At 66.6% G+C, this 23,989-nt stretch carries 23 protein-coding genes; 8 read left to right on the forward strand and 15 right to left on the reverse strand.

Annotated elements, in window-relative coordinates:
• Positions 1–74: 74 nt before the first annotated feature.
• The 3 genes from G7Y82_RS09625 to G7Y82_RS09635 are packed head-to-tail and all read right to left on the reverse strand — an operon-like array spanning position 75 to position 5,673.
• A complete protein-coding gene (locus G7Y82_RS09625; protein ID WP_168147825.1) occupies positions 75–3,176 on the reverse strand; it encodes an efflux RND transporter permease subunit in 3,102 nt (1,033 codons plus the stop codon).
• On the reverse strand, positions 3,173–4,327 hold the full coding sequence (locus tag G7Y82_RS09630) for an efflux RND transporter periplasmic adaptor subunit (protein ID WP_168147826.1): 1,155 nt from the start codon (positions 4,325–4,327) through the stop codon (positions 3,173–3,175). Before G7Y82_RS09630 ends, G7Y82_RS09625 begins: the two co-directional genes overlap by 4 nt.
• Complete coding sequence (locus tag G7Y82_RS09635; RefSeq protein ID WP_168147827.1) at positions 4,324–5,673, reverse strand: TolC family protein; 1,350 nt, start codon at positions 5,671–5,673, stop codon at positions 4,324–4,326. Before G7Y82_RS09635 ends, G7Y82_RS09630 begins: the two co-directional genes overlap by 4 nt.
• Before the next feature lie 240 nt (positions 5,674–5,913).
• Here G7Y82_RS09635 and dnaX point away from each other — a divergent pair, with 240 nt between their 5' ends.
• Positions 5,914–7,641: a DNA polymerase III subunit gamma/tau gene (dnaX, locus tag G7Y82_RS09640; protein ID WP_168147828.1), complete on the forward strand. Its 1,728-nt coding sequence runs from the start codon at positions 5,914–5,916 to the stop codon at positions 7,639–7,641.
• 56 nt (positions 7,642–7,697) lie between these two features.
• Positions 7,698–8,024, forward strand: coding sequence for a YbaB/EbfC family nucleoid-associated protein (locus G7Y82_RS09645; protein ID WP_168147829.1), 327 nt, complete (start codon positions 7,698–7,700; stop codon positions 8,022–8,024).
• A gap of 34 nt (positions 8,025–8,058) precedes the next feature.
• On the opposite strand, the gene G7Y82_RS09650 is transcribed toward G7Y82_RS09645, so the two are convergent.
• Genes G7Y82_RS09650 through G7Y82_RS09670 form a run of 5 tightly spaced genes read right to left on the reverse strand, consistent with a single transcriptional unit; the run spans position 8,059 to position 15,741 of the window.
• On the reverse strand, positions 8,059–8,991 hold the full coding sequence (locus G7Y82_RS09650; protein WP_206370525.1) for a two-component system response regulator: 933 nt from the start codon (positions 8,989–8,991) through the stop codon (positions 8,059–8,061).
• The gene (locus tag G7Y82_RS09655; RefSeq protein ID WP_168147830.1) at positions 8,988–9,572 is read right to left on the reverse strand and encodes a chemotaxis protein CheB; all 585 of its coding nucleotides are present in this window, start codon (positions 9,570–9,572) and stop codon (positions 8,988–8,990) included. Before G7Y82_RS09655 ends, G7Y82_RS09650 begins: the two co-directional genes overlap by 4 nt.
• On the reverse strand, positions 9,556–10,395 hold the full coding sequence (locus tag G7Y82_RS09660) for a CheR family methyltransferase (RefSeq protein WP_168147831.1): 840 nt from the start codon (positions 10,393–10,395) through the stop codon (positions 9,556–9,558). Before G7Y82_RS09660 ends, G7Y82_RS09655 begins: the two co-directional genes overlap by 17 nt.
• Before the next feature lie 14 nt (positions 10,396–10,409).
• Positions 10,410–14,099: a response regulator gene (locus tag G7Y82_RS09665; protein ID WP_168147832.1), complete on the reverse strand. Its 3,690-nt coding sequence runs from the start codon at positions 14,097–14,099 to the stop codon at positions 10,410–10,412.
• Positions 14,100–14,109: 10 nt separating this feature from the next.
• Positions 14,110–15,741, reverse strand: coding sequence for an alpha-D-glucose phosphate-specific phosphoglucomutase (locus G7Y82_RS09670; RefSeq protein ID WP_168147833.1), 1,632 nt, complete (start codon positions 15,739–15,741; stop codon positions 14,110–14,112).
• A 55-nt stretch (positions 15,742–15,796) separates the two neighbouring features.
• On the opposite strand from G7Y82_RS09670, the gene G7Y82_RS09675 reads away from it, so the two are divergent.
• A complete protein-coding gene (locus G7Y82_RS09675; RefSeq protein ID WP_240954200.1) occupies positions 15,797–16,279 on the forward strand; it encodes a DUF1249 domain-containing protein in 483 nt (160 codons plus the stop codon).
• Positions 16,280–16,307: 28 nt separating this feature from the next.
• On the opposite strand, the gene G7Y82_RS09680 is transcribed toward G7Y82_RS09675, so the two are convergent.
• From G7Y82_RS09680 to G7Y82_RS09705, 6 genes are all read right to left on the reverse strand, one after another.
• A complete protein-coding gene (locus G7Y82_RS09680; RefSeq protein WP_168147834.1) occupies positions 16,308–16,805 on the reverse strand; it encodes a SixA phosphatase family protein in 498 nt (165 codons plus the stop codon).
• Positions 16,806–16,899: 94 nt separating this feature from the next.
• Positions 16,900–17,607, reverse strand: a complete 708-nt coding sequence (locus G7Y82_RS09685) for a class I SAM-dependent methyltransferase (RefSeq protein WP_168147835.1) — start codon at positions 17,605–17,607, stop codon at positions 16,900–16,902.
• Positions 17,591–17,905: an SCP2 sterol-binding domain-containing protein gene (locus G7Y82_RS09690; protein ID WP_168147836.1), complete on the reverse strand. Its 315-nt coding sequence runs from the start codon at positions 17,903–17,905 to the stop codon at positions 17,591–17,593. Before G7Y82_RS09690 ends, G7Y82_RS09685 begins: the two co-directional genes overlap by 17 nt.
• An 89-nt stretch (positions 17,906–17,994) precedes the next feature.
• On the reverse strand, positions 17,995–18,270 hold the full coding sequence (locus tag G7Y82_RS09695) for a hypothetical protein (protein ID WP_168147837.1): 276 nt from the start codon (positions 18,268–18,270) through the stop codon (positions 17,995–17,997).
• Positions 18,267–18,710 (reverse strand): PaaI family thioesterase, encoded by a 444-nt coding sequence (locus tag G7Y82_RS09700; RefSeq protein WP_168147838.1) that lies wholly within the window; start codon positions 18,708–18,710, stop codon positions 18,267–18,269. The genes G7Y82_RS09695 and G7Y82_RS09700 overlap by 4 nt, the downstream gene beginning before the upstream one ends.
• Positions 18,707–19,183 carry a PaaI family thioesterase gene (locus G7Y82_RS09705; RefSeq protein WP_168147839.1) on the reverse strand — a complete coding sequence of 159 codons (477 nt, stop codon included), beginning with the start codon at positions 19,181–19,183 and terminating at the stop codon, positions 18,707–18,709. The genes G7Y82_RS09700 and G7Y82_RS09705 overlap by 4 nt, the downstream gene beginning before the upstream one ends.
• Before the next feature lie 48 nt (positions 19,184–19,231).
• On the opposite strand from G7Y82_RS09705, the gene G7Y82_RS09710 reads away from it, so the two are divergent.
• The 5 genes from G7Y82_RS09710 (at position 19,232) to G7Y82_RS09730 (ending at position 22,647) form a co-directional block, all read left to right on the forward strand.
• Complete coding sequence (locus G7Y82_RS09710; protein ID WP_168147840.1) at positions 19,232–19,897, forward strand: CoA pyrophosphatase; 666 nt, start codon at positions 19,232–19,234, stop codon at positions 19,895–19,897.
• Positions 19,894–20,274: a MazG nucleotide pyrophosphohydrolase domain-containing protein gene (locus tag G7Y82_RS09715; protein WP_168147841.1), complete on the forward strand. Its 381-nt coding sequence runs from the start codon at positions 19,894–19,896 to the stop codon at positions 20,272–20,274. The genes G7Y82_RS09710 and G7Y82_RS09715 overlap by 4 nt, the downstream gene beginning before the upstream one ends.
• A gap of 54 nt (positions 20,275–20,328) precedes the next feature.
• Positions 20,329–21,273 carry a DegV family protein gene (locus G7Y82_RS09720; RefSeq protein WP_168147972.1) on the forward strand — a complete coding sequence of 315 codons (945 nt, stop codon included), beginning with the start codon at positions 20,329–20,331 and terminating at the stop codon, positions 21,271–21,273.
• Positions 21,274–21,373: 100 nt separating this feature from the next.
• Positions 21,374–22,165: a 4-hydroxy-tetrahydrodipicolinate reductase gene (gene dapB / locus G7Y82_RS09725; RefSeq protein ID WP_168147842.1), complete on the forward strand. Its 792-nt coding sequence runs from the start codon at positions 21,374–21,376 to the stop codon at positions 22,163–22,165.
• Positions 22,162–22,647: a GNAT family N-acetyltransferase gene (locus G7Y82_RS09730; RefSeq protein WP_168147843.1), complete on the forward strand. Its 486-nt coding sequence runs from the start codon at positions 22,162–22,164 to the stop codon at positions 22,645–22,647. The genes dapB and G7Y82_RS09730 overlap by 4 nt, the downstream gene beginning before the upstream one ends.
• A gap of 13 nt (positions 22,648–22,660) precedes the next feature.
• Here the strand turns inward: G7Y82_RS09730 and G7Y82_RS09735 are convergent, their stop codons facing one another.
• Positions 22,661–23,974: a cytosine permease gene (locus tag G7Y82_RS09735; RefSeq protein ID WP_168147844.1), complete on the reverse strand. Its 1,314-nt coding sequence runs from the start codon at positions 23,972–23,974 to the stop codon at positions 22,661–22,663.
• Positions 23,975–23,989: the final 15 nt, after the last annotated feature.

Here is a 23,989-nt window from a genome sequence, read left to right on the forward strand (position 1 = left end):
GCCTTCGAACACCGAATCCAACAAAAAAGCCCGCGATGCAGCTCGCGGGCTTTTTTGTTGGCGGCGTACTTCGTTCAGTGCTGTTGCTGCACCTGTCCGGCCTTGCTGTTGCGACGGCGGCTGGCGCGCTCGCTGAGGCCTTCCATCGTCAGATAGAACGCCGGCGTGATGTACAGCGTCAGCAGCTGCGAGGTCAGCAGACCACCGACCACGGCAATGCCGAGCGGCTGTCGCGATTCGGCGCCGGCACCGAAGCCCAGTGCGATCGGCAGCGTGCCAAAGATCGCCGCCAGGGTGGTCATCATGATCGGCCGGAAGCGCACGGTGCAGGCTTCGAAGATCGCATCGCGTGCCGAGGCGCCTTCACGTCGCCTGGCGATCGCGAAGTCGACCATGATGATGCCGTTCTTCTTGACCAGGCCGACCAGCAGGATCAGCCCGACGAAGCTGAAGACATTCAACTCCGAGCCGAACAGCCATAGCGACAGCAGGGCGCCGATCAGGGCCAGCGGCAGCGCCGTGAGAATCGTCAGCGGATGAATGAAGTGCTCGTAGAGGATGGACAGCACCATGTAGATGACCGCGATGCTGAACAGCAGTAGCAGCGGCAGCTCGACCAGTGATTTCTGGAACGTCGCCGCAGTGCCGGCGAAGGTGCCGAACACGGTTGGCGGCAGGGTCTCCGCGGCCAGCTTCTCGATCGGCTTGGTGACCGCGCCGAGCGACACGCCCGGCAGCAGATCGAAGGACAGCGTCACCGCCGGCAACTGCTCGTAGTGATTGACGGCGACCGGGCCGACGCTGCGCTTGACGGTCGCGACGCTGCCCAGCGGCACCAGCTTGCCGCTCGCGGTCGGCACGTACAGTGCGCTGATCGCGTCGGCGTCGCGCTGGTAGCGCTGATCGACTTCGAGGATCACCTTGTACTGATTGGTGCTGGTGTAGATCGTGCTGACCTGCTGCGTGCCGTAGGCGGCGTACAGCGTCTTCTGGATGTCGGCGACCGAAACGTCGAGGGCGCTGGCGCGATCGCGGTTGATGCTGACGTTGATCTGCGGATTGTTGATTTCCAGATCGCTGTCGACGTCGCGCACGCCGGGCACCGTCTTCATCTTGGTCTGCAGCTGCTGCGCCGCCTTGGCCAGCGTGTCGAGGTCGTCGGACTGCAGCACGTACTGGTAGTTGCCGGAGCCGCCGAACGCGCCGATGCGGATCGCCGGGCGGTTCTGCAGGAAGACCTGCAGCTGCGGCACGGCGCGAAACTCCTTGCGGAATTCGGCAATCACGTCGTCGACGGTGACGTTGCGCTGGCCGAGCGGCTTGAGCTTGATCATCAGGCGCCCGCCGTTGCCGCTGGCGACGCCACCCTGGCCCTGACCGACCGACGATTGCACGCCTTCAACGGCCGGGTTCTTCATGACGATATCAGCGATCTTGCGCTGCAGTTCCTGCATTTCGTCGAAGGTCGTGCCATCCGGCGCCTGCACGCTGGCGAAGAACAGGCCGATGTCCTGCGACGGGATGAAGCCGGTGTGGACGATGCGGAACGCAAAGCCGGTGGCGACCAGCGTCGCAGCGGCGACGCCGAGCATCAGCCGGTAGTGGTCGAGCGCCCAGCGCAGCGTCCGCGCATAGAAGCCGAGCAGATTGTCGAAGGCGCGCTCGGTCCAGATGAAGAAGCGCGAATTGGCTGGCTGGTGATCGCGCAGGAAGCGCGAGCAGAGCATCGGCGTCAGCGTCAGCGAGACGAGCGCCGACAACAGGATGGCGATCGCCACCGTCATCGAGAACTCGCGGAACAGGCGACCGATGATGCCGCCCATGAACAGGATGGGGATGAACACCGCCACCAGCGAGATCGTCATCGACACCACGGTCGGGCCGATTTCCCTGGCGCCGACGCTGGCCGCTTTCGGGCCCTGCATGCCGTGCTCGCGGTGGCGCGCGATGTTTTCCAGCACGACGATGGCGTCGTCGACGACGAAGCCGACCGACAGTGTCAGCGCCATCAGCGACAAGGTGTCGAGCGAGTAGCCGAACAGCGACATCACGCCGAAGGTGCCGAACAGCGATGCCGGCAGCGCCAGCGCGGCGATCAGCGTCGCACGGTTGTCACGCAGGAAGATGTAGATGACGCCGATGACCAGCACGATCGACAGCAGCAGCGTCAGCTTGACGTCGTCGATCGACTCTTCGATGAATTCGCTGCGGTCGAACATGACGTCGACCTTGGTGTCGCCGGGCGCCTGCAATTCGAGATCGGGCAGCAGCTTGCGCACTTCGCGGGCGATGGCGACGGTATTGGTGCCCGGCTGCCGCGAGACGGCGACGACGATCGCCGGCCGGCCGTTGAATTCGGTCGCCTGCTTGTTGCTCTCGATGCTGTCGACGGCCTTGCCGACGTCGCGCAGCCGCACCGGTGCGCCGTTGCGATAGGCGATGACCGCATCGTTGTAGGCCGCGGCGTTACGCAACTGACCATCGGCCTGCACGGTGTAGCTGCGCTGCGCGCCGTACAACGTGCCGCCCGGCTGGTTGCTGTTGGCGCCTTCGATGGCGTTCGACACCTGTAGCAAGGACAGGCCACGGGCGTTGAGCGCCTGCGGATTGATGTAGAGGCGCGCCGCGTATTTCTTGGAGCCGTAGACGACGACCTGGGCGACGCCATCGACCTGCGACAGGCGATCGGCGACGCGCGTCTCGGCGAAGTCGTCGAGCTGCGTCAGCGGGATCGTGGTCGCCGTCATCGCGATGAACATGATCGGCGAGTCGGCCGGGTTCACCTTGCGGATCGTCGGGTCCTGCGGCATGTCGGTCGGCAGCTGCCGGCGTGCCTGCGTGATCGCCGTCTGCACGTCCTGCGCAGCCGCGTCGATGTTGCGGTTCAGCGCAAACTGCAGCGTGATGTTGGTGCTGCCGAGCGTGCTGCTCGAGATCATCGAGTCGATGCCCGGGATCTGCGTGAACTGGCGCTCGAGCGGCGTCGCCACGGTCGCCGCCATGGTGTCCGGATCGGCGCCCGGCAGACTGGCCGAGACGCGGATGGTCGGGAAGTCGACGTTCGGCAGCTCGGCAACCGGCAGCGAGCGATACGCGAAGATGCCGAACAGCACCAGCGCGACCATCAGGGTCGTGGTCGCGACCGGTCGGCGGATGAAGATTTCGGAAATGCTCACGGCGCGGTGCTCGCCTTCGCCGGGCTGTCGTCGTGTGCGCCGTCACCGATGCCGGAGACGATGGTGCCGGGCTGCATGTTGTGCGGAATCATCTTGACGATGGTTTCGCCCGGCTTGACGCCGCTGTTCACGACCAGATCGCGGCCGACCTGACGATCGACGGTGACCGTGCGCAGGCTGGTCTTGCCCTTGCCGTCGACGATGAACACGTACTGGCCTTCGGCGCCCGGCTGCACCGCGGTTTCCGGCACCAGCAGCGCATTCGGCTCCATCGCCAGGCGGATCATCGCGGTGACGAAGGTGCCGGGCCACAGGCGATGCGCCTGGTTGTTGACCTCGGCTTTGAGCGTCACGGTGCCGCTGGCGGCATCGATGCTGTTGTCGATGAAGGTCAGCTTGCCGGTGCCGAGCGGGGTTTCGGCGGCGTTGTCGTCGAAGATCTGCACCTGCACCGGCCCCTTGGCCAGCGAGGCCTGGACTTCCGGCAGATGACTTTGCGGAATCGCAAACTGCACTTCGACCTTGTCGATTTCGTTGAGGACCACCAGCGGCGTGGTGTCGTTGCTGCTGACCAGGTTGCCGGTCTTGGCGCCGATGCTGCCGGTGCGGCCGGAAATCGGCGCGCGGATCAGGGTGTAGCCGAGGTTGATCTCGGCCGTCTTCACTGCCGCCTCGTCGGCCATCAGCTTGGCCGAGCCTTCGGCGGCGGCGGCGCGGGCGTTGTCGTATTCCTGCGAGGTCACATACTGCTTGTCGACCAGCGGCTTCATGCGATCGTACTGCGCCTTGGCGGCGGCCAGCGCTGCCTTGTCGATCTGCAGCTGTGCCTTGGCCTGCGCCAGCGCCGCTTCGTACGGCGCCGGGTCGATCAGGAACAGCTTCTGACCGGCACTGACGGCGTCGCCTTCACGGAAAAAGATCTGCTTGAGCTGGCCGGATACCTGGGCCCGCACATTGACGACATGCGGGCTGATGACATTGCCGACCGCCGACAGTTCGACCGGTGCCGGGCCGGCGCGAACCTGGGTCAGCTCGACCGGCGTCGGGCGACGACCGATGTCGGTCTTCGGTTGGTTGTCATGCTTGCGCCAGGCGATGAACGCGATGACGAGCACGAAAGCGGCAATCAGTGCCAGTCGGCGAACGCTCACGGGGTAACTCCGGGGGTAGCGGGTGGGGCGGTGGGGCCGTCGGGGTTCGCGCCGGGCAGACCGCCGGCATCGTGGGCAAGGGTAGCGAGCGCCAGATACCAGTTCAGGTAAGACTGAATGCGGGCGACACGGGCCTGGGCCAGCGCCGATTCGGTGGTCAGCACCTCGAGGATGCTCGACAGACCGCTCTTGTAGCGTGCGCGGATCGCGTCGGCGGCGCGCTGCGCCGATTCGAGCTGGACCTGGCTGGCGTCGACGTTGCCGTAGGCGGTCTGCAGATTCTGATAGGCGGTCCAGACCTGCTGCTCGACGTCGAGGCGCAGGCTGTCGGTGCTGGCGTGAGCGTTGTCGAGCGCGGCACGGGCGCCCTGGATCGCCGAGCGCAGGGCAAAACCCTGGAACAGTGGCATGCTCAGCGTCGCGCCGAGGCTGAACGGGTCGCCCGTGCCCCGCGAGGCAACGGTCGTTCGACCGATCGAGCCGGTCATCGTCAGCGCCGGCAAGGCTTTGCCGCGCGCTTCGCGCACCGCGCCGGCCGCTGCCTGCTCGCTGGCCTGTGCGGCCAGCAGCTCGGGGCGTGCCTCACGGGCGCGCGCCAACAGCTGGTCGAGCGACAGTGTCGGCATCTCGATCTCGCTGGCCTGCGGGTCCCAGTCGGCCAGCTGCAGCTTCATGTCCGGCTGGTAGCCGGCCGAGGTCGCCAGCGCCCCGCGGGCGACACGCAGCTGACCCTGCGATTGCTGCAGCGTCAGTTGTGCCGAGGCCTGGGCACTCTGCGCCTGATAGACGTCGGCAATGGTCGCGAGGCCGGCGGTGTGGCGGATCTGCGCGGCATCGAGATTGGCTTTGGCCTCGTCGAGCGCCTGCTGATTGGCGTCGACCAGCGCCGCGTTGCCGATCACCGTGTAGTAATTCGACTCGACGGTCAGCGCCAGGTCCTGCAGCGTCTGATTGAGGTTGTACTGCGACGCCAGCGTCTGTGCCGCGACCTGGTCGATGGCGCCGCCGCGCGAACCGAAGTCGAGCAGCAGATAGCTGAGACTGAGGCTGGGGCCGTAGCGCTTCTGGATGGTGGTTTCCTGCCCGGACGACGACAGCGAGCGCGAGCGCTGTGCGCTGTAGTTCAGCGTCAGCGTCGGCCACCACGCGGCGCGCGCGATGCGCTCGGCAGCCTGCGACTGTGCGATCGCACTCCAGGCCGCCGTCGTCTGCGGATTGTTGTGCATCGCCAGCGCCGTCAGCTCTGGCAGGGTCATTGGCTGCACAGGCGGCGACGTCGCGGCCCAGGCATGGGAGCCGAGCACGACGCCGGTGATGCCGGCCAGCCATGAAGCAACAGGTTTCACGGTAAGTGGAGCGGAATCCGGAGCGGAAAGTGTGAAGATGTATCTATAAGTATCGTTTGCGCGGACGATAGCATCCCCGTCCATGGGCGCTTTCATGCTGGCAGAAGTTTCATGTAACGCGTGGGCGGCGCCGAACGGAAACGGCGGTCGCGCTGGCATGCAGCGGCGCGATCCCGGACAATCGCCGACAGCGCGCCGCCAGACGGCCCGCTCCATACGTTTTCGCCAGACCCGATCCGCATGAGCTATCTCGCCCTCGCACGAAAATACCGCCCTCGCACGTTCGCCGACGTGATGGGGCAGGGGCATGTGGTCAAGGCGTTGTCGCACGCGCTCGACGGCGACCGCCTGCACCCGGCCATTTTGCTGACCGGCACGCGTGGTGTCGGCAAGACCACGCTGGCGCGCATCGTCGCAAAATGCCTGAACTGCGAGACCGGCGTCAGCGCCAATCCCTGCGGCGTCTGCACGGCCTGCAAGGAAGTCGACGAGGGTCGTTTCGTCGATCTGCTGGAAATCGACGCGGCATCCAATACCGGCGTCGATGACGTCCGTCAGCTGATCGAAAACGCGCAGTACGCGCCGGCGCGCGGACGCTACAAGGTCTATCTGATCGACGAAGTCCACATGCTGTCGAAGAGTGCCTTCAACGCGCTGCTGAAGACGCTCGAAGAGCCGCCGCCGCACGTCAAGTTCATCCTTGCGACCACCGATCCGCAGAAACTGCTGGTGACGGTGTTGTCGCGCTGCCTGCAGTTCAATCTCAAGCGCCTGCCGGTGTCGGTGATCCGCGACCAGCTGGCCAAGGTGCTCGATCACGAGGGCGTCGCCTACGAATTGCCGGCGCTGGCCGAGGTTGCGCGCGCCGCCGATGGGTCGATGCGCGACGGCCTGTCGCTGGTCGACCAGGCCATCGCGTTTTCCGGTGGCGCGCCGCTGGCGCGCGGACCGATCGAGGACATGCTCGGCACCAGCGGCCACGAAGTATTGCTGGAGCTGTTGCGGGCGCTGGCGGTGGCCGATCACGACGCGCTGCTGGTCAGCTTGCAGAAGCTCGAAGCGCAGGCGCCGGACTACGCGGCGCTGCTCAACGATCTGGCCACCGGCCTGCAGCGCATTGCCGTGCTGCAGTTGTTGCCGGGTGCGCGCAGCGACGAGGACGAGGAAGCGCTGGTTGCGCTCAAGGACCAGTTCACGCCGGAAGACGTGCAGCTGTGCTACCAGATCGCCGTGCACGGCCGCCGCGATCTGCCGTGGGCGCCGGAACCGCGCCTGGGGTTCGAGATGACGGTGCTGCGCATGGCCGCGTTCCGGCCCGATGACGGCGCGACGCCGGCGCCGGCGCCCGGTGGCGGCTCGACGCGTGCGCGTGGCACGGCCTCCTCGCCGCCAGCCGCCGCTGCAGCATCGGCCGCGTCGTCGTCGGCAGCACCTGCGGCGCGAAGCGCGCCAAGTGTGAAACCGGTGCCACGCGAGCTGCCGGTGACGGTTGTCCCGACGCCCGAGCCAACGCCAGAGCCGGCACCCGTGTTGACGGCCAGTCCGCCGCCGCCGCCCGCGCCTCCGGCGGTCACGTTCGACGCCAATAGCTGGAGCGAGCTGGTCGAAACGCTGAGCCTGGAAGGCTTCACGCGACAGATTGCGCGCAACAGCGCCTGGCGCGGCCGCGACGGCGAGGTGGTACGCCTGTCGCTCGATGCCAAGGCCAAGCATCTGCTCAGCGACGAGCGCTGCAAGGCGCTCGAACAGGCGCTGGCGGCGCATCTCGATGTGTCGGCGCTGAAGCTCGATATCGAGGTCGGCCTCGACGACAGCGCGCTGTCGCCGGCGCAGCTCGCGCAGCAGCGCGAGGTTCAGCGTCAGCAGGATGCGGAGAGTGCGATCTTTGCCGACCCGGTCGTGCGTGCGTTTCGCGAGCAGTTCGACGCGACGCTGAAACCGGGCTCGATCCATCCGCTCGATTCGTAGTACTTCGCAAGATCCCGGGCGCGCCCGACGTGGCACGCCGTTACCTGGAGACCCCAATGATGAAAGGTGGAATGGGCAATCTGATGCGCCAGGCGCAGCAGATGCAGGAGAACATGCAGCGCGCGCAGGCCGAGATTGCCGCGATGGAAGTGACCGGTGAATCCGGCGCCGGCATGGTCAAGGTGACGCTGACCGGCCAGCATCAGGCGCGCAAGGTCGAGATCAGCGCCGATGCGCTGCAGGAAGACAAGGAATTCGTCGAGGACCTGGTCGCTGCGGCGATCAATGACGCGGCACAGAAGCTCGATGAGGCGTCCAAGGCCAAGATGGCCAAGGTCACGGCCGGCATGCAGCTGCCGCCAGGCATGAACCTCGGTTTTTAGCGAACCGCGGCGGCCGCGTATCGGCGCGCGCCGCTCAGGCGCGCGCTTTTTTTCGCGTATACATCTGCTCGTCGGCCTGCGCGATCAGCGCATCCTCGGTGCCGCCGTCTTCCGGGAACAGCGCGACGCCGACGCTGGCGCCGACCTGCACTTCGATCGGCTGTGGCTGATCCGGCAACTGCAGCGAGAATGGCTGATGCATGGCGATGCGCATCAGTTCCGCCAGCGACTGCGCGTCCTCGCGGCTGGCGACGTTTTCGAGTATCGCCGCGAATTCGTCGCCGCCGAGGCGCGCGACGGTGTCGGATTCGCGCAGCAAACGCTGCAGTCGTCCGGCGATCGCCTTGAGCAGCAAATCGCCGGCGGCGTGACCGTGGCGATCGTTGACCGGCTTGAAGTGATCGACATCGAGATAGACCAGTGCCAGCTTGCTGCTGTCGCGGCGCGCGCGTGACAGGCCGTTGCCGAGCCGGTCGGTGAACAGCAGGCGGTTCGGCAGATCGGTCAGCGCATCGTGCGTTGCGCGGTGGCGGGCTGCGGCTTCGGCCGTTTTCAGCGCTGCGCGGCTACGGTACAGATCGAGGAAGACCTTGACCTTCGACAGCAGGATGAACTCGTTGATCGGTTTGGCGATGTAGTCGACAGCACCGACTTCGTAGCCATTGAGCCGGTTCAGGTCGTCCTTGTACGCGGCGGTGACGAAGATGATCGGCGCGTTCTTGCAGTCTGGGGTTTCGGCCAGCAGCGAGGCGACCTCGAAGCCATCCATCTCGGGCATCTGCACATCGAGCAGGATCAGCGCGAACTCGCGATCGAGGCAGGCCGCCAGCGCGTCGTTGCCGTTGTCGGCTTCGACGATGTCACAGTCCATCTTCGCCAACAGACGGCGCATCGCGACGAGATTGGCCGGCGTGTCGTCGACAACGAGGACCGCGGGGCGCGAGGCCTGCACTTCGAACATGGTCATCTTGCTTTGAAAGTGTTGAATTCGGTCATCAGCCGGGCCGCAATCGCGGCAACCGGCAGCGAGGTGGCGGCGGCTTTGGCCAGCGCTGCCGCCGGCATCGCCGCCTCTTCGGCTTCGCTAGGGTCTTGTACGAGGCATAGACCGCCTTGGATGCCAATCGTTTCGAGTCCGCGTGCACCGTCATCGTTGGTGCCGGTCAGCACCACGCCGATGACGCCGGCGCCATAGGCTTCCGCCGCTGATTCGAACAGCACGTCGGCCGACGGCCGGACATAGCGCACCCGCGCATCGAGCGACAGCGAGAAGCTGTGGTCACGCTCGATCAGCAAATGATAGCCGCCGGGCGCGACATGGACGGCGGACGGCGTGATGTCGCCGCCACTGATCGCTTCGCGCACGGGCAGTCGCGAGGTCGCCTGCAGTACCTCGATCAGGCCCTCGATATTGCTGTCGCCGATATGCAGGACGATGACGATCGGCCAGCTGAAGCGGGTATCGATCCCGGCGAGCAGCGCACGCAGGGCCGCGACGCCGCCCGCCGAGGCACCGACCACGACGATGCGTTCAGTCGTGGGTGCCATGATCGAGCAGGCGGTAAAGCGCATTGCGGCCGCTGACCACCCCGAAGCTTGCCGCGCAGCCGGTGAATGTCAGCGACTCCTTGGTGCCGAGGCACAGGTGGCCGCCGCGCACGAGGCTGGTTCGGAACAACTCGACGGCGCGGCGTTGCAGGTCCGGCTTGAAGTAGATCAGCACATTGCGACACAGGATCAGGTGCGCTTCGCAGAACACGCCGTCGGCAGCGAGATTGTGCTGGGCGAAGACGATATTGCGGTTCAGCGATTCGTCGAGCTTGAGATGGCCGTAGCGCGAATGAAAGTAGTCGGACAAGGTCCGCTGGCCGCCGGCGCGCAGATAGTTGGCCGCCCACTGTTGCAGATGGCGCGCGGCGTAAATGCCGTCCTTGGCCGTTTCCAGTGCCTGGGCGCTGATGTCGGTGGCGTAGATCTGCGCGCGTTCGTAGAGGCCGGCTTCCTGCAGCAGGATCGCCATCGAATAGATTTCCTCGCCGTGCGCGCAGCCCGCATGCCAGATGTTGAAATGCGGATAGCTGGCGAGCACCGGAAAGATGTCGCGGCGCAGGCATTCGAACACTTCCGGGTCACGAAACATCTCCGAGACCGGTACCGACAATTGCGCGATGACTTCGGGGATGAGCGCCGTATCGTGCAGTACGCGTTCGGTCATTTGCGCGATGTTCGCGCAGCCGAAGTGCATGGCCAGGTTCTGCACACGGCGCTTGAACGATGCGTGCGCGTACTGCGAGAAATCGTAGCCGTAGCGCATGCGCAGGGCCTGCACGAACAACTCGATTTCGATTTCCTCGCGACGTGCGGCGTCCATGGCTCGCGATCCGTCTACTTCGGCGGCAACCAGGCTCGCATCATCGACAACAGCTTGTCGACATCGATCGGCTTGGTCAGGTAGTCGTTGGCGCCGGCCGCCAGGCACTTCTCGCGATCGCCCTTCATCGCCTTGGCCGTGACGGCGATGACCGGCAACTCACGCCACTGCGGCTGCTTGCGAATCTCGCGCGTCGCTTCGTAACCATCCATGCCGGGCATCATCACGTCCATCAGCACGCATTCGATTTCCGGATGCTGTTCGAGCTGCAGCAGCGCCTTGTGACCGTCCTGGGCGACGTGCACTTTCAAGCCCTGGCCCCGCAGCGTCTTCGACAATGCGAAGACATTACGCATGTCGTCATCGACGACCAACACCGTGCGCTCGGCCAGATCCGACGGCGTCTGCGCGGTCGACGTCGGACTCGACGGCTTCTTCACGGCGTGCAGGAACAGCGACACCTCGTCGAGCAGGCGCCCCGGCGTCTGCGCGCCCTTGATGACGATGCTGTCGGTGTATTCGCGCAGGCGCAGGTCTTCCTCGCGGGTCAGCTCGCGCGCCGAATAAATCACCACCGGCGGCACCGGGCCGCGCTGCGCCAGGCGCTCGAGGAACTCGAAACCGCTGGCGTCGGGCAGCGTCAGGTCGAGAATGATGCAGTCGTAGGCTTGCGTGCTGATACGGTCCAGCCCGTCGGCGGCGGTGTCCGCTTCGTGCAGGTCGATCGGCTGTTTCGACAGCAGGTGGCTGACGGCGCGGCGCGCGACCGGGTCGTCTTCGACGACCAGCACCTTGCGACGCGTCCCTTCGCTGCTGCCGAGTACGCGCTGGAACGCGGCGTCCAGTGACTCGCGCGTCGCCGGCTTGGTGACGAAACCGACCGCACCCATCGCCATGCCACGCGAGACATCGTCGTTGGCGGAAACGAAGTGCACCGGAATCTGCCGCGTCGCCGCGTCGGCCTTGAGCTGTTCCATCACCGTCCAGCCGCTCATCACGGGCAGGTCGACGTCGAGCAGGATGCCGGTCGGCCGATAATGCCGAGCCAGTGCCAGACCGCTCTGGCCGTCGGTGGCGACGAGCACGCGATAACCCTTGCGCCGTGTCATGTCGGCGAGCACGCGCGCGAACGCGCCGTCGTCCTCGACCACCAGGATGCAGGTATCGCCCGGCTGCAGCTGTTCGCGGTCGTCCGGAATCTGCGCGACGCGCGGCACTTCGGTGGCCGGCACTTCGGCCACGGTTGCGGGCTCGGCAGCCGGCATCGGCACTTCGATGACCGGCAGCGCAGTGGCCAGGGCGGTGTGTGCCGGCGCGACGTCCGTATCGTCGCCGTTGACGGCATGGTCGACCGCGCCGTCGTCGGGCAGCAGCAGCGTGAAGCGCGAGCCCTGTCCTGGCGTACTGCCGACCACGATGTCGCCACCGAGCAGGTGGGCGAGGGCGCGGCTGATCGACAGGCCCAATCCGGTACCGCCGTAGCGACGGCTTGTGGTTCCGTCGCCTTGTTCAAACGGTTGGAACAGGCGCGCGAGCTTTTCCGCGGCAATGCCGATGCCGGAATCCTGCACGGTGAGCGCCACGGTGCGTTCCCGCTGCAGCGCGCCGGGCAATACTGGCAGTGCGTCGTCGTCGGCGCGCGCGATCGTCAGCCGTACTTCGCCTTGATGCGTGAACTTGAATGCATTGCCGAGCAGGTTGGTCAGAATCTGCGCGATGCGCGAGCCGTCGCTGTGAATTTTCGGCGGCAGCCCGGCGGCAATGTCGACCGTGAACCGCAGCCCGCGATCCTGCGCGACGCGGCGAAAGTTGCGCTCGGCGTTGGCGGTGATCGCCTGCAGCTCGACCGTCTCCCACTGCACGTCCATGCGCCCGGCTTCAATCTTCGACAGGTCGAGAATATCGTTGATCAGATTCAGCAGATTGCGGCCGCTGTCGTAGACGATCTGCGCCGATTCGACCTGCTCGCCGGTGAGGTTGCCGGTGCCGTTGTCGGCCAGGTCCTTGGCGAGGATCAGCAGACTGTTGAGCGGCGTGCGCAGCTCATGCGACATATTGGCGAGGAATTCCGATTTGTAGCGGCTCGCCTGTTCAAGGTCGCGGTTCTTGACCTCCAGCTCCTGCTGGAAGGCCAGCAGCCGATCGTTGAATGCATTGAGCTCGCGACTCTTTTCGCCCAGCGATTCGTTGGTGGTGCGCAGCTCTTCGGTCTGTGCGCGCAGTTCCTCCTCGGACGCGCGCAGGCGCAGCCCCTGTTCCTCCAGCGCCTCGTTCTTGGTGTTGAGCGCCTCGTTGGCGGTGCGCAGCTCTTCCTGCTGGACGCGTAGCGCTTCCTCGGACGCCTGCAACTCCTCGGACTGCGCGCGCGACTCCTCCAGCAGTTCGCGCGTGCGCAAGGCGTTGCCGAGCGCTTCGAGCATCAGGCCGAGCATCGCCGTGGCTTCGGTTACCAGCTCCGTGGTGCGCTCGTCGAACTCGGCGAAGCTGGCAAGCTCCAGAACGCCGATGGTGGTCGTCGCCCCGCGCAGCGGCCAGAACTGCACGATGCGCGGCGCTGCATTGCCCAGGCTCGATGTGATGCGCACATAGTCGTCCGGCACTGGCTTCAGGGTGACTGGCTGACCGCGGCGCAGGCACTCGGCGGTCAGGCCGTCGCGCGTCACGCGCGCCTGGCCGCGGCGCTCGGTATAGCCGTAGCCGCCGATCGCCTGCAGGGCGCCGTCCTCGTGGGCGTGCAGCAGCACGCCATAGCCGGCGCCGAGCAGCGGACACAGATAGCTGAGCACGGCTTGGCCGAACTCGTTGTACTCGCGAGGTTTGGAGGCGTGCGCGCCGAGCTGTGTGAGATGGTTCTTCAGCCATTCCCGGTTGCGGACCTGTAGCGCGGCATCTCGAAGCGATTCGATGGCGCGTGCGATTGCCCCGATTTCGTCGCCACGTCGACCGTAGGGCACATCGAGATCGAGGTCGCCGTCGCTGAGGCGGCCGGTCAGCTCGGTCAGGCGACGCATGGGCGTCGCCAGCGTGCGTTCGGCGACGAGCAGCGAGAGCACGCAGAAAACGAAGCCGAGCACCAACGCGGCGATCGCCAGTTCGTGCGTGTTGTCGAGCTGATCGCTGAGCGCGCCGTTGCGGATCTTCAGCAGCGCGCTTTCGGTATCGGCGGCCTGATTGATCTGCATGTGGATGGCGTCGGTCATGGTCCGCCCGCGACCAGTCGCGACCATCGCTCTTGCTTCGTCGCCACGTGGGCTGCTCTGCACGAAGGCGACTTCCGGGTGTGCCACCTCGTCTCGCCACTGCTGCATCATGTCGGCGATGCGGTGATAGCGTGCCTGCTGCTCGGCATTGTCGACCGTCAGTTTCAGCAGCGCCGCGACATCGCTATCGAAGCTCTGCTCGGCCGCCTGGTAGGGCGCCAGAAATGCCTCCTGGTGGGTCAGTAGATACCCGCGCAGATTGCTTTCCTGACGCAGCAGCTGGACGAGCAGATCGGCCGTGCGGTCGAGCACGACATTGGTGTGATCGGCCAGCTGTCGCGCATCGTTGATCTCGCGCTGGTTGCCGAGGAATGACGACGCAGTCAGCACGAACAGGCCCATGGTCAGGCCCAGCATCCAGATCACCTTGGTGCGGATGCTGCTGTTGGCGATCATCGTCCCGGTACCGCTCAAGCTCAGTCGCGAATGCCGTTGTTCGGCCATGTGCCTGGACTCAGGTGACGACGTCGGGGGTTTGGCGACCGGTCAGCTCGGCGATGCGGGCGACGCGCGCGATCGCAGCCGCCAGCGGCGCGACGGCGTCGTCCGTCTTCCAGTGCAGGCTCGAGCTGTCACGCGCGTAGCGCTCCAGATAAACGCGCAGTGTCGCACCCTTGGTGCCGGTGCCTGACAGGCGCAGCACGACGCGAGCGTCGTCGCCGCAGACGATGCGCAGGCCCTGCGCCGTGGCGAGGCTGCCGTCGGTCTTGTCGCGATAGCTGAATTCGTCGGCCAGCGTCACCGCATGGCCCGCAAAGTCCTGGCCCGGCAGCGACGGCAGCGCGCCGGCCACGGCTTGCATGACGGCCTCGGCCTGCGCTGCGCCGAGCTCCTCGTAGTCATGGCGCGCAAAGTAGTGACGGCCGAATTGCGCCCAATGCGCATCGGCGATTTCGCGCACGGACTTGCCGGTGGCGGCCAGGACATTGGCCCAGGCCAGCACCGCCCAGACGCCATCCTTCTCGCGCGTGTGTGCGGAGCTGGTGCCGAAGCTTTCCTCGCCGCAGATCGTTACTTCGCCGGCGTCGAGCAGGTTGCAGAAGAATTTCCAGCCGGTCGGCGTTTCGTACAGCGGTACGTTCAGCGCCTTGGCGACCTGGTCGGCGGCGCGACAGGTCGGCATCGAGCGGGCAATGCCTTTGACGCCGTCGCGATAGCCGGGCAGTCGCTGCAGGTTGGCGGCGAGCATGGCCAGCGAGTCGCCCGGCGAAATGAACAGGCCGCGGCCGAGGATCATGTTGCGATCGCCGTCACCGTCGCTGGCGGCGATCAGGTCCGGCGCGTCTTCCTCGAATGCCAGATCGGCGAGGTGCTTGGCGTAGATCAGATTCGGGTCGGGGTGCCCACCGCCGAAGTCCTCGAGCGGCACGGCGTTCATCACGCTGCCGTCGGCAGCGCCGAGCATCTCGACGAAGATGCGCTGCGCGTACGGGCCGGTGACCGCGTGCATGGCGTCGAAGCGCAGCCGTCCGCCGTGGCGGATCCACTCGCGAATGCGGTCGAAGTCGAACAGCGACTGCATGAGCTTGGCGTAGTCGTCGACGCCGTCGACGATTTCGACGACGGTGTCGCCGATGGTTTGCTCGCCGCGCCGGTCGATGTCAATGCTGCCACCGTCGAACACACGGTAGCGGCTGATGGTCTTGCTATGTTCGTAGAGGCGCGAGGTCAGGCCTTCGGTAGCCTGGCCGCCGCCGGCAACGTTGAACTTGATGCCGAAGTCGCCGTCCGGGCCGGCCGGATTGTGGCTGGCGGTCAACAGCAGCCCGCCGGCGGCATCACGCACGCGGATCAGATTCGACGCCGCCGGCGTCGATAGCAGGCCGCCCTGGCCGATGACGACGCGCGCCACGCCGTTGGCGGCGGCCATCGCCACTGCGGTCTGGATCGCCGCACGGTTGTGATAGCGGCCATCGCCCCCAATAACCAGCGTGCGGCCCTTGAGCTCGGGCACGCAGTCGAAGATCGACTGCAGATAGTTCTCGAGATAGTGCGGCTGCTGGAAGACCGCGACCTTCTTGCGCAGACCGGCGGTGCCGGACTTCTGGTCGAGGTAGGGTTTGGTGGGGAGTTCGCGTATCGTCATCTTGTCGTTATCGACGTCGTTTTGCTGAAGTTGACCGGTATCTTATAGTTCACACATGCAGGCTACTACGGACCTTTGCCCGTGCTGCGGCAAACCGCGGCATATCGCACATCTGCTCGAACTCTACGAGCGGAACTACCGCATGCTGCTGCGCTTGCTGCCGTTGTTGGACCGGCATGCGCCGAAGCAGCGCTCGGTATCGCATACCGAGCATGACTGCCCGCTGCATCTGGAAGTGGTGGAGCGCGATCGCTACACGCAGACCCTGCGTCTGACCTACGAATTCACCGACGACGGCGGCGTGCGGCGCCAGCCGGATCTGTGGGTGCGGCTTTACCAGGACGCCGCCGTCGCCGAAGCGCTGCAATGCAGTCAGCGGCCGCCGTGGGACGCCGCCGACGATGCCGACCCTGCGGCGCATGCGTTTTTGTCGGCACAGTGGCGGCGCAATCTGCTGCTGCACAAGTGGCTGGATTACCTGCTCGATCGCGGTCACGCCTTCGGCGCGGCACCGACGCTGGAAGCGCTGCCGGCCTGACGCCACGTCCCCGGCGCTGCGGTGTCTGTCAGTCGCGCAGCCGTTTCGGAAATTCGTAGCTGAGCAATTCGCCGCGACCGTCGCAGGCGGTCTCCCAGCGCTTGCCCGGCAATTCCAGGTGAACGACCGCGCAGGTCGGCAGGTCGGCGAACGGGCAGTCCGCCAGCGACGCCGCCAGCTCGCTGAGTCCCGGGTTGTGGCCGAACAGCATCACGTGCGGGCTACGGTCGTCGAAATCGCGAATCAGCCGCAGCAGCGCCGCCAGCGTCGCTTCATAGATGCGTGGCTGGATGGCGATCTGTTCGTGTTCGATGCCGAGCCGATCGGCGAATGCCTGAGCGGTTGTCAGCGCACGCACGGCCGGGCTGCTGACGATGCGGTCAGGGACGCCGGTGGCATTGCGCGCCCACGCCGCCATCAGCGGCGCATCGCGCTGACCACGCTCATTGAGCGGACGTTCGAAATCGCTGAGGTCGGGGTGGTCCCAGGAAGACTTGGCGTGACGGACGATGGTGAGCAGGCGCATGTGTGCAGTATTCCGCATTCGTCGTCACTCGGCATCCCCGTCATGACGATCGGCAGCGCCGGCAACGCTGGACGCGACGTGGTGTGTGACGAATTCAGGTCGGCAGATAGATGTCGTAGCGCGCCTGACTGCCGTCGAGCTGGAAATTCGGTGGCCGGCCGGCCAGGAACGGCGCATGCGACGGCCGTTTGACGACGACGCGGCGCTGCGCGACGGCCAGCGCCGGCGCCAGCAGTGCATCGGCATCCGGATCGCCATCGGTCAGCTCACGCAGGATCTGCATTTCCTTTTGCGGCAGCGCCTGCTTGCCGCGGTGCGGGTACATCGGATCGAGGTGGACGACGTCCCAACGGCGCGTGGTATCGCGCATGAAGCTCGCGGCGTCGCCGGCCACGACCTCGATGCGTGCGGCGACCGCGGCGTGGTCGGCCTGATCGGCGGCGCGCGCGTGGGCGTCGGCCAGCAGTGCGGCGAACAGCGGCTGACGTTCGAGCATGGTCACGCTGGCGCCGAGCGCGGCCAGCACGTAGCCGTCGCGGCCGAGGCCGGCCGTGGCATCGAGCACGCTCAGGTCGGCCTGCTTGTGCAGGCCGATGGCGCGTGCCAGCAACTGCCGTCGGCCGCCGGCCACGCGGCGGCGGATGTCGGGCGCGGTCCAGTCGCAGCGGATCGGCCGGAAATCCGGGTGGTGGTGAGCGTGCAGGGTCAGGCCGTCGGCGCCGGATTCGAGCGCAAACGAAAAGCCCCGGGCAGTGCCCGGGGCCGGAGTCGAACGTACGTCTGGGTCAGAGCTTGCTGGCATCGAAGATCGACGCGATGCGCTGGGCGAGCATCAGGTCGCCGTCGACCTGCAGCTTGCCGGTCATGAACGCGGTCATGCCGTTGAGGTCGCCTTTGAGCAGCGCGACCATGTCGTCGTCTTCCATGGTGATGGCAACGTCGGCGTCGGCCGCCGTGCCGTCGACGAGCTGGCAGCTGCCGTCCTTGATCACGGCGTGCATCGGCGTCGAGCAGTTGAACTGCAGCGTGCAGTCCATGCCGCTGGCTTCGGACGGGTTGAATGCAGCGGGCAGCTTCTTGAGCAGATCGGCGGCGGACATCTGACGCTCTCCAAAATGTAGTGAGTCGGCATCGTACGCGCGGATCGAGGCGCCGGACAAGCCGGGGACGGAGGAGGCGAAAGTGGCGCCTATCGGCTCTGCAAGGCCTGCAGGACGGCCGCGCCAGCCGCCGGTGCCAGCAGGATCGCCTTGACGCTGTGAGGGTAGAGACGCTGGTTCTGGCGCAAGGCGGTGACCGCCGCAGCGTCGTGCTGGCTGTCGAGCACCGCGTAGTCGCGGCCCTCGTGCCAGCTGTCGGCCAGACGCTTGAAGACGCGAAATGCGCTGCCCTTGGGCAGGCAGGCCTCGTCGTCGAGCTCGCGCAGGGTCAGCCAGCCCTGTGCGTCGTCGGGGGCTGCACTCATTCGCTGGTCAGCAGGAAGTGGGCGCGGGCGACGGCAATCGGCTTGCCGATATCGGTTTGCCAGCAGCGGATCACCGTGTGCGCGACACGATGGCCGAGCCGGGTGATCTCGCAATCGGCGTACAGATCGCCGGGGCGGCCGGAGAGCAGATAGTCGATGGCAAAGTCGATGCTTTTCGGCACGCGTTCTTCATCGAGCTCGACCAGCAGCTGCAGCAATGCGGTGTTCTCCATGAACGCGGCGGTGACGCCGCCGTGCCAGGCGCGCACGCTGGGGTTGCCGACCAGGTTCTCGCGAAACGGCAGGTGCACGCGCAGACGCCCTTCGCCGGGTTCGGCGCGCATGCCCAGATAGCGGGCGTACGGAATCAGGGCGATCAGCAACGTGTCGTCGTGCTGTTCGCGCATTGCGCGGCGTGCCTCGCTCCAGCGCGCGCTCATGAGACGAAGTCCTGCACGCCGTGCGTCGGCATGTCCGGCACGCGGCGTGCGCCGGCGCGCATGAACGCCAGCTGGGCGCTGGCGATCGGCTCGTGCGGGTCGTGCTGCCAGACCGTGGCGCGGACGAAGGCGATGCTGCGTGCCATGCGCAGGCATTCGGCGCGGCAGTGCAGGTCGGCGCCGAAGAAGGCCGGGCGCATGTGATCGATGCGCAGGTCCAGCGTCGCGATCGGCTCCGGCTCGCCGGCGCGCGCCAGGGCCGCCAGGCCGCCGGTGCTGTCGACCAGCACGGTGACGATGCCGGGATTCAGGCGGCCGTTCTCGACGTCGCCGATCCAGTCCTCACGCACCGGCAGGCGCACGGTGACGTATTCGGTCGACAGGGCTTCGACCACGAAGCCGCATTCGCGCATGTGCGGCGAATTGTCGATGTAGCGCTCGCGTAGTGCGGCGAAGAATTCGGATTCGTTCATGGCTGGGGAATTCTAGGGCGCCGGGCGTCACTTCGCTAAACTTCGTCTATGGATATCGTCGATACGCGTTCGCAGGACATGGGTCTCGAGCGGCAGCTGCGCGTGGCGCTGGCCGGAACGCATCTGGAAATGCCGCGCCCGCGCGCGCAGCTGGGGCTGCCGTCGGCGGCGGAGCGGATGTTCGACCGCATGCTGGCCGGCACCGGTGTGCTGCGGCCGGCGGCGGTGCTGGTACCGGTGATCCGTCACGCCGATCGGCTGTCGGTGTTGCTGACGGTGCGGGCTGCCGGTTTGCGCGCGCACGGCGGGCAGATCGCGTTTCCGGGCGGTGCGCGTGACGCCGACGATGCGAGCGCCGTCGACAACGCGCTGCGCGAGGCCCAGGAGGAAGTGGGGCTCGACCCGTCCGGCGTCGAGATCGTCGGCTATCTGAACGATTACCCGACGCTGAGCCGCTTTCTGGTGACGCCGGTGGTCGGTCTCATCGACGGTGCGCCAGCGCTGTCGCCGCATGACGGCGAGGTCGCCGAAGTCTTCGAGTTGCCCTTCGAGATGCTCGCGGATCGCCAGCGCTTCGAGCGCAAGATCCTGACGCGCGACGGCCTCAACGTGCCGTTTTTCGAACTGAACTGGCAGCAGTACCGCATCTGGGGCGCGACCGCCGGCATGCTCTGGGAGCTGGCCGGGCGCATGTCCGACAGCGACTGTCTATGAGCGACTCCGAACAGCCGTTGGCTGGCGCGCACCGCCTGCAACGTGAGGCTGCCGCGTTGGGTTTCGACTGGCGGGAGACCGCCGAGCTGTGGGGCAAGCTCGCCGAGGAGATCGGCGAACTGCAGGCGGCCGTGTCCGAGGGGCCGGCGCGCATCGAGGACGAGCTGGGCGACCTGCTATTCATGGCCGTCAATCTGGCGCGGCATCTGGGGGTCGATGCCAGTGCCGCGCTGGCCGGCGCCAACGCCAAGTTCGCACGGCGCTTCGCGCATGTCTGCGCCGAGCTTGAACGGCTGCCGCCGATCGGCGATCCTCGACGGATTGTCGAGATGGAAGCGCGCTGGCAAGACGCCAAGCGCGCCGAAAAATCGCGCTGAAAATCGAATAGGCCGCCAGCATGGGCGGCGGCTCCGGGGGGAGGAACTCACATGATGCGTATCGGCGTCGTCGTCGACTCGGCCTGCGATCTACCGGCGGACTACATCGACCGGCACAACATCCAGATTCTGCCGATCACGATCCATCTCGGCGGCCAGGATCTGGTCGACGCCCGCGATCCGAACGAGACGCTGCGCTTTTATCGCGAGCATCTTGGCGCCAAGGGCGACGCTGGCTCGTCGCCGTTCGCGGTCGAGCAGATTCGCGACGTGTTTCTCGACAAGCTGGTGCTCGACTACGACTTCGTGTTCTGTCTGACGATCGCCAGCAGCCGCAGCCCGATCCACGCCAATGCGACGCAGGCGTCGTTCGCGATTCTGTCCGGCTACAAACCGATCCGCGCGCAGGCCGGCATCGCCGGGCCGTTCTCGTTGCGCGTGATCGATACGCAGAACCTGTTCGTCGCACAGGCGATCAGCACCGCCGAAGTGGTACGCATGATCGAGTCCGGCGTGCAGAACCCGAACAAGATTCGCGAGCGCGCCGAATTCATCGTGCAGAACAGCTATGGCTACATGGTGCCGCGCGATCTGCATTACCTGCGCGTGCGCGGCCAGAAGAAGGGCGACCGCAGCGTCGGCTGGGTCGGCGCGGCGCTCGGCACCATGCTCGACATCAAGCCGATCGTGCGCGGTTACCGCAACGAGACCGGCCCGGTGGCCAAGCTGCGCCACTTCGACGATGCCTGCGCGCGCCTGTTCGCCTACGCCGGACGCCGCGTCATCGCTGGCTTGCTGACGCCGACGCTGGGCCTGTGCTACGGCGGCGAGCTCGACGAAATGCGCGGCCTGCCGGGGTATGCGGCGCTGATCGCGCTGTGTCAGGAGCGCGGCATCGAGGTCATCGAGAGCGTCATGAGCATGACCGGCGGCATCAACGTCGGCGAGGGTGCGCTGGGCCTGGCCTTCGCCGCCGACCCGCACGATCTCGATCTGTAATGGCTGGAAAAGCCTCGCCCGCGTGCGAGGCACAAGGTGCCGTGGCGGCGGATAGGTTCTAAGCTATGCGCCCTTTTTTCCAGCAAGCGACACCACGGTCATGAGTTCTGAGCCCCGCATCGCCATTTTCGGCGCCACCGGCCGCATGGGCCAGGCGATCGCCACCGCCGTTGCCGCGTCGTCGCAGGTCGTGCTGGGCGCCGCCTTCGAGCGCGACGGTCACGCGGCGGTCGGTCGCCCGCTCGGTGAGACCGCCGTCATCGTGTCGCCCGATCCGCGCGCGGCGACCGGCGCGTTCGACGTGCTGATCGACTTCACACGGCCGGAAGGCACGCTGGCGGCGCTCGACATCTGCGTCGCCGAGCGCAAGTGCATGGTGATCGGCACGACCGGCTTCAGCGCCGAGCAGAAGATGCGGATCGAGGCGGCCGCACGGCAGATTCCCATCGTTATGGCCGGCAACTTCAGCATCGGCGTCAATCTGTGCCTGAAGCTGCTCGAGGACGCGGCGCGCGCGCTTGGCGAGGACTTCGACGTCGAGATCGTCGAGGCACACCACAAGCACAAGGTCGACGCGCCGAGCGGCACGGCGCTGATGATGGGCGAGGCGGTGGCGCGCGGCGTCGGGCGCACGCTCGACGACGTCGCGGTGTTCGAGCGCCACGGCCACACCGGCGCGCGGCCGCGCGGGGCGATCGGCTTTCAGGCTATTCGTGGCGGCGACGTGGTCGGCGATCACACGGTGATGTTCCTTGGCGACGGCGAGCGGGTCGAGATCACGCACAAGGCGTCGAACCGCATGAACTTCGCCAACGGCGCCGTGCGTGCCGCGGCCTGGCTGGCGGGGCGCCCGGCCGGGCTCTACAGCATGCGCGATGTACTGGGCGGATGAGCGCCATTGTCCTGCGCCCGGCGGCGCCGGCCGACGCGCCGCTCCTGCTGTCGCTGATCCGCGCGCTGGCCGACTACGAAAAGCTCACGCACGAGGTCGTCGCCACCGAGGATGCGCTGCGCGAGCACCTGTTCGGTGCGCGGCCCTATGCCGAGGCGCTGATCGCCGAGCATGACGGCGAAGCGGCCGGTTTCGCGCTGTTCTTTCACAACTACTCGACCTTTCTCGCGCAGCCGGGCCTGTATCTCGAAGACCTGTTCGTCAAACCCGAGCATCGCGGCCGCGGCATCGGCAAGCGCCTGTTGATCGAACTGGCGCGGCTCGCCACCGAGCGCGGCTGCGGCCGCTTCGAGTGGACCGTGCTGGACTGGAACGAGCCGGCGATCCGCTTCTACGAAAGCCTCGGCGCCGAACTCAAGCGCGAATGGATCATCAATCGCGTCAGCGGCGCGGCGCTGCGCGCGCTCGCCGGCCGCGAGTAGTCGCGCTGCCCGCTCACGCGTTCGCGGCCGCGGCGCGGCGCGATCCGAGCAGCCGGCTGAGCACGATGTGCAGCAGCGCCGCGGCCAGCAGCGCGTCGAGCGTCGGGACCGTGGTCAGCGTCAGCCAGCCGAGGCCGCTCGAATCGGCCGGCAGGGTCATCAGGCCGAACAGCGAACCGCCGGCCCAGGCCACGAACGGCGCAACGCGCAGGCGCTCGATCGGCGCACCGTCGGCATAGCGCGTGCCGCCCATCCAGTAATCGACGAGATAGACACCGGCAACCGGTGCGATCGCCAAGCCCAGCAGCACCAGAAAGCCGATGAAGTGCTGGAAGATGCCGGCGGCGGCGACGGCCGTGCCGATCAGCGCCGCGATCGCGGTCAGCTGCCAACGCTCGATGCGCGGGAACAGGGCCGACAGTGACAGTGCCGATTCGTAGAGATTCTTGTCGTTGCTGGTCCAGGTGGCGAGGATGATGACGATCAGCGCCGGTGCGCCGACGCCGGCCGCGACCATCACCGCGACCAGATCCGAGCTGCCGTAGACGACGGCGAGCAGCGCCGACAGCAGCAACAGCACCGGCAGCGCGACGGCGAAGCTGGCGATCGTGCCGGCGGCGACGTCGCGCGGCGTGCGCAAAAAACGCGTCAGGTCCGGTGAGATCGCGATCGTGCTCATATGACTGCCGACCACGATCGAGACAACCGCGCCGAAGCCGTAGGCCGCTTCAGGCGGCGCTTTCATCAGCAGCGGTGCCAGATCCTGGCGACTCAGCGCGATGGACGCCGGCACCGCGATCACCAGCAGCAGCAGCGGCACGGCGATATAGGTGACCTTGCCGAGCGCGCGCACGCCGATGATGGCGGTCGAGCTCATCAGCGCCCCGGCGGCGAACGTCAGGATCAGGCGCAGGCCGGCCGACGGTTGGACGTGGGCGAGGGCGAAGATACTGTTGACCAGCATCTCGGTCTGTACGCCGAACCAGCCGAACGACGCCAGCGTCAGCACCAGGGCGACGACGTGCGCGCCGCGCTCGCCGAAGGTCTGACGGACGAGGATCGCGGTGGGCACGCGGGCGCGCATGCCGACATAGCCGGTGGCGAACGCCAGCACCACGATCAGCGCTGCGCCGGCCAGCACCGCCCCGACCAGCTCGACGAACGACATATGCCGTCCGAGCTGGCCGCCGAACGCGAACAGCGGTACGCAGATCGATACGCCGACGTGGATGGCGACCAGGAACAGCCAGCTGCGCTGATCGTCGGCACCGACGGCGCGGTAGGGACTGCGTTCGACCAGGCGGGCGAACAGCGATTTCAATGACACGAAAGCATTCCTCGA

It is taken from the genome of Solimonas marina (genome assembly GCF_012241385.1).
GTDB classification, from domain to species: domain Bacteria; phylum Pseudomonadota; class Gammaproteobacteria; order Nevskiales; family Nevskiaceae; genus Solimonas; species Solimonas marina.

What these genes read in the sequence shown, in the direction of transcription:
- G7Y82_RS09685 (WP_168147835.1), bottom strand. Translation starts at nt 17,607, where the DNA reads ATGCCAGCAAGCTCTGACCCAGACGTACGTTCGACTCCGGCCCCGGGC.
- G7Y82_RS09705 (WP_168147839.1), bottom strand. Translation starts at nt 19,183, where the DNA reads ATGAACGAATCCGAATTCTTCGCCGCACTACGCGAGCGCTACATCGAC.
- G7Y82_RS09655 (WP_168147830.1), bottom strand. Translation starts at nt 9,572, where the DNA reads ATGGCACCCACGACTGAACGCATCGTCGTGGTCGGTGCCTCGGCGGGC.
- G7Y82_RS09665 (WP_168147832.1), bottom strand. Translation starts at nt 14,099, where the DNA reads ATGGCCGAACAACGGCATTCGCGACTGAGCTTGAGCGGTACCGGGACG.
- G7Y82_RS09675 (WP_240954200.1), top strand. Translation starts at nt 15,797, where the DNA reads ATGCAGGCTACTACGGACCTTTGCCCGTGCTGCGGCAAACCGCGGCAT.
- G7Y82_RS09730 (WP_168147843.1), top strand. Translation starts at nt 22,162, where the DNA reads ATGAGCGCCATTGTCCTGCGCCCGGCGGCGCCGGCCGACGCGCCGCTC.
- G7Y82_RS09650 (WP_206370525.1), bottom strand. Translation starts at nt 8,991, where the DNA reads ATGACCATGTTCGAAGTGCAGGCCTCGCGCCCCGCGGTCCTCGTTGTC.
- G7Y82_RS09700 (WP_168147838.1), bottom strand. Translation starts at nt 18,710, where the DNA reads ATGAGCGCGCGCTGGAGCGAGGCACGCCGCGCAATGCGCGAACAGCAC.
- G7Y82_RS09670 (WP_168147833.1), bottom strand. Translation starts at nt 15,741, where the DNA reads ATGACGATACGCGAACTCCCCACCAAACCCTACCTCGACCAGAAGTCC.
- G7Y82_RS09660 (WP_168147831.1), bottom strand. Translation starts at nt 10,395, where the DNA reads ATGGACGCCGCACGTCGCGAGGAAATCGAAATCGAGTTGTTCGTGCAG.
- G7Y82_RS09695 (WP_168147837.1), bottom strand. Translation starts at nt 18,270, where the DNA reads ATGAGTGCAGCCCCCGACGACGCACAGGGCTGGCTGACCCTGCGCGAG.
- G7Y82_RS09690 (WP_168147836.1), bottom strand. Translation starts at nt 17,905, where the DNA reads ATGTCCGCCGCCGATCTGCTCAAGAAGCTGCCCGCTGCATTCAACCCG.
- dapB (WP_168147842.1), top strand. Translation starts at nt 21,374, where the DNA reads ATGAGTTCTGAGCCCCGCATCGCCATTTTCGGCGCCACCGGCCGCATG.
- G7Y82_RS09680 (WP_168147834.1), bottom strand. Translation starts at nt 16,805, where the DNA reads ATGCGCCTGCTCACCATCGTCCGTCACGCCAAGTCTTCCTGGGACCAC.
- G7Y82_RS09710 (WP_168147840.1), top strand. Translation starts at nt 19,232, where the DNA reads ATGGATATCGTCGATACGCGTTCGCAGGACATGGGTCTCGAGCGGCAG.
- G7Y82_RS09715 (WP_168147841.1), top strand. Translation starts at nt 19,894, where the DNA reads ATGAGCGACTCCGAACAGCCGTTGGCTGGCGCGCACCGCCTGCAACGT.
- G7Y82_RS09720 (WP_168147972.1), top strand. Translation starts at nt 20,329, where the DNA reads ATGCGTATCGGCGTCGTCGTCGACTCGGCCTGCGATCTACCGGCGGAC.
- dnaX (WP_168147828.1), top strand. Translation starts at nt 5,914, where the DNA reads ATGAGCTATCTCGCCCTCGCACGAAAATACCGCCCTCGCACGTTCGCC.
- G7Y82_RS09645 (WP_168147829.1), top strand. Translation starts at nt 7,698, where the DNA reads ATGATGAAAGGTGGAATGGGCAATCTGATGCGCCAGGCGCAGCAGATG.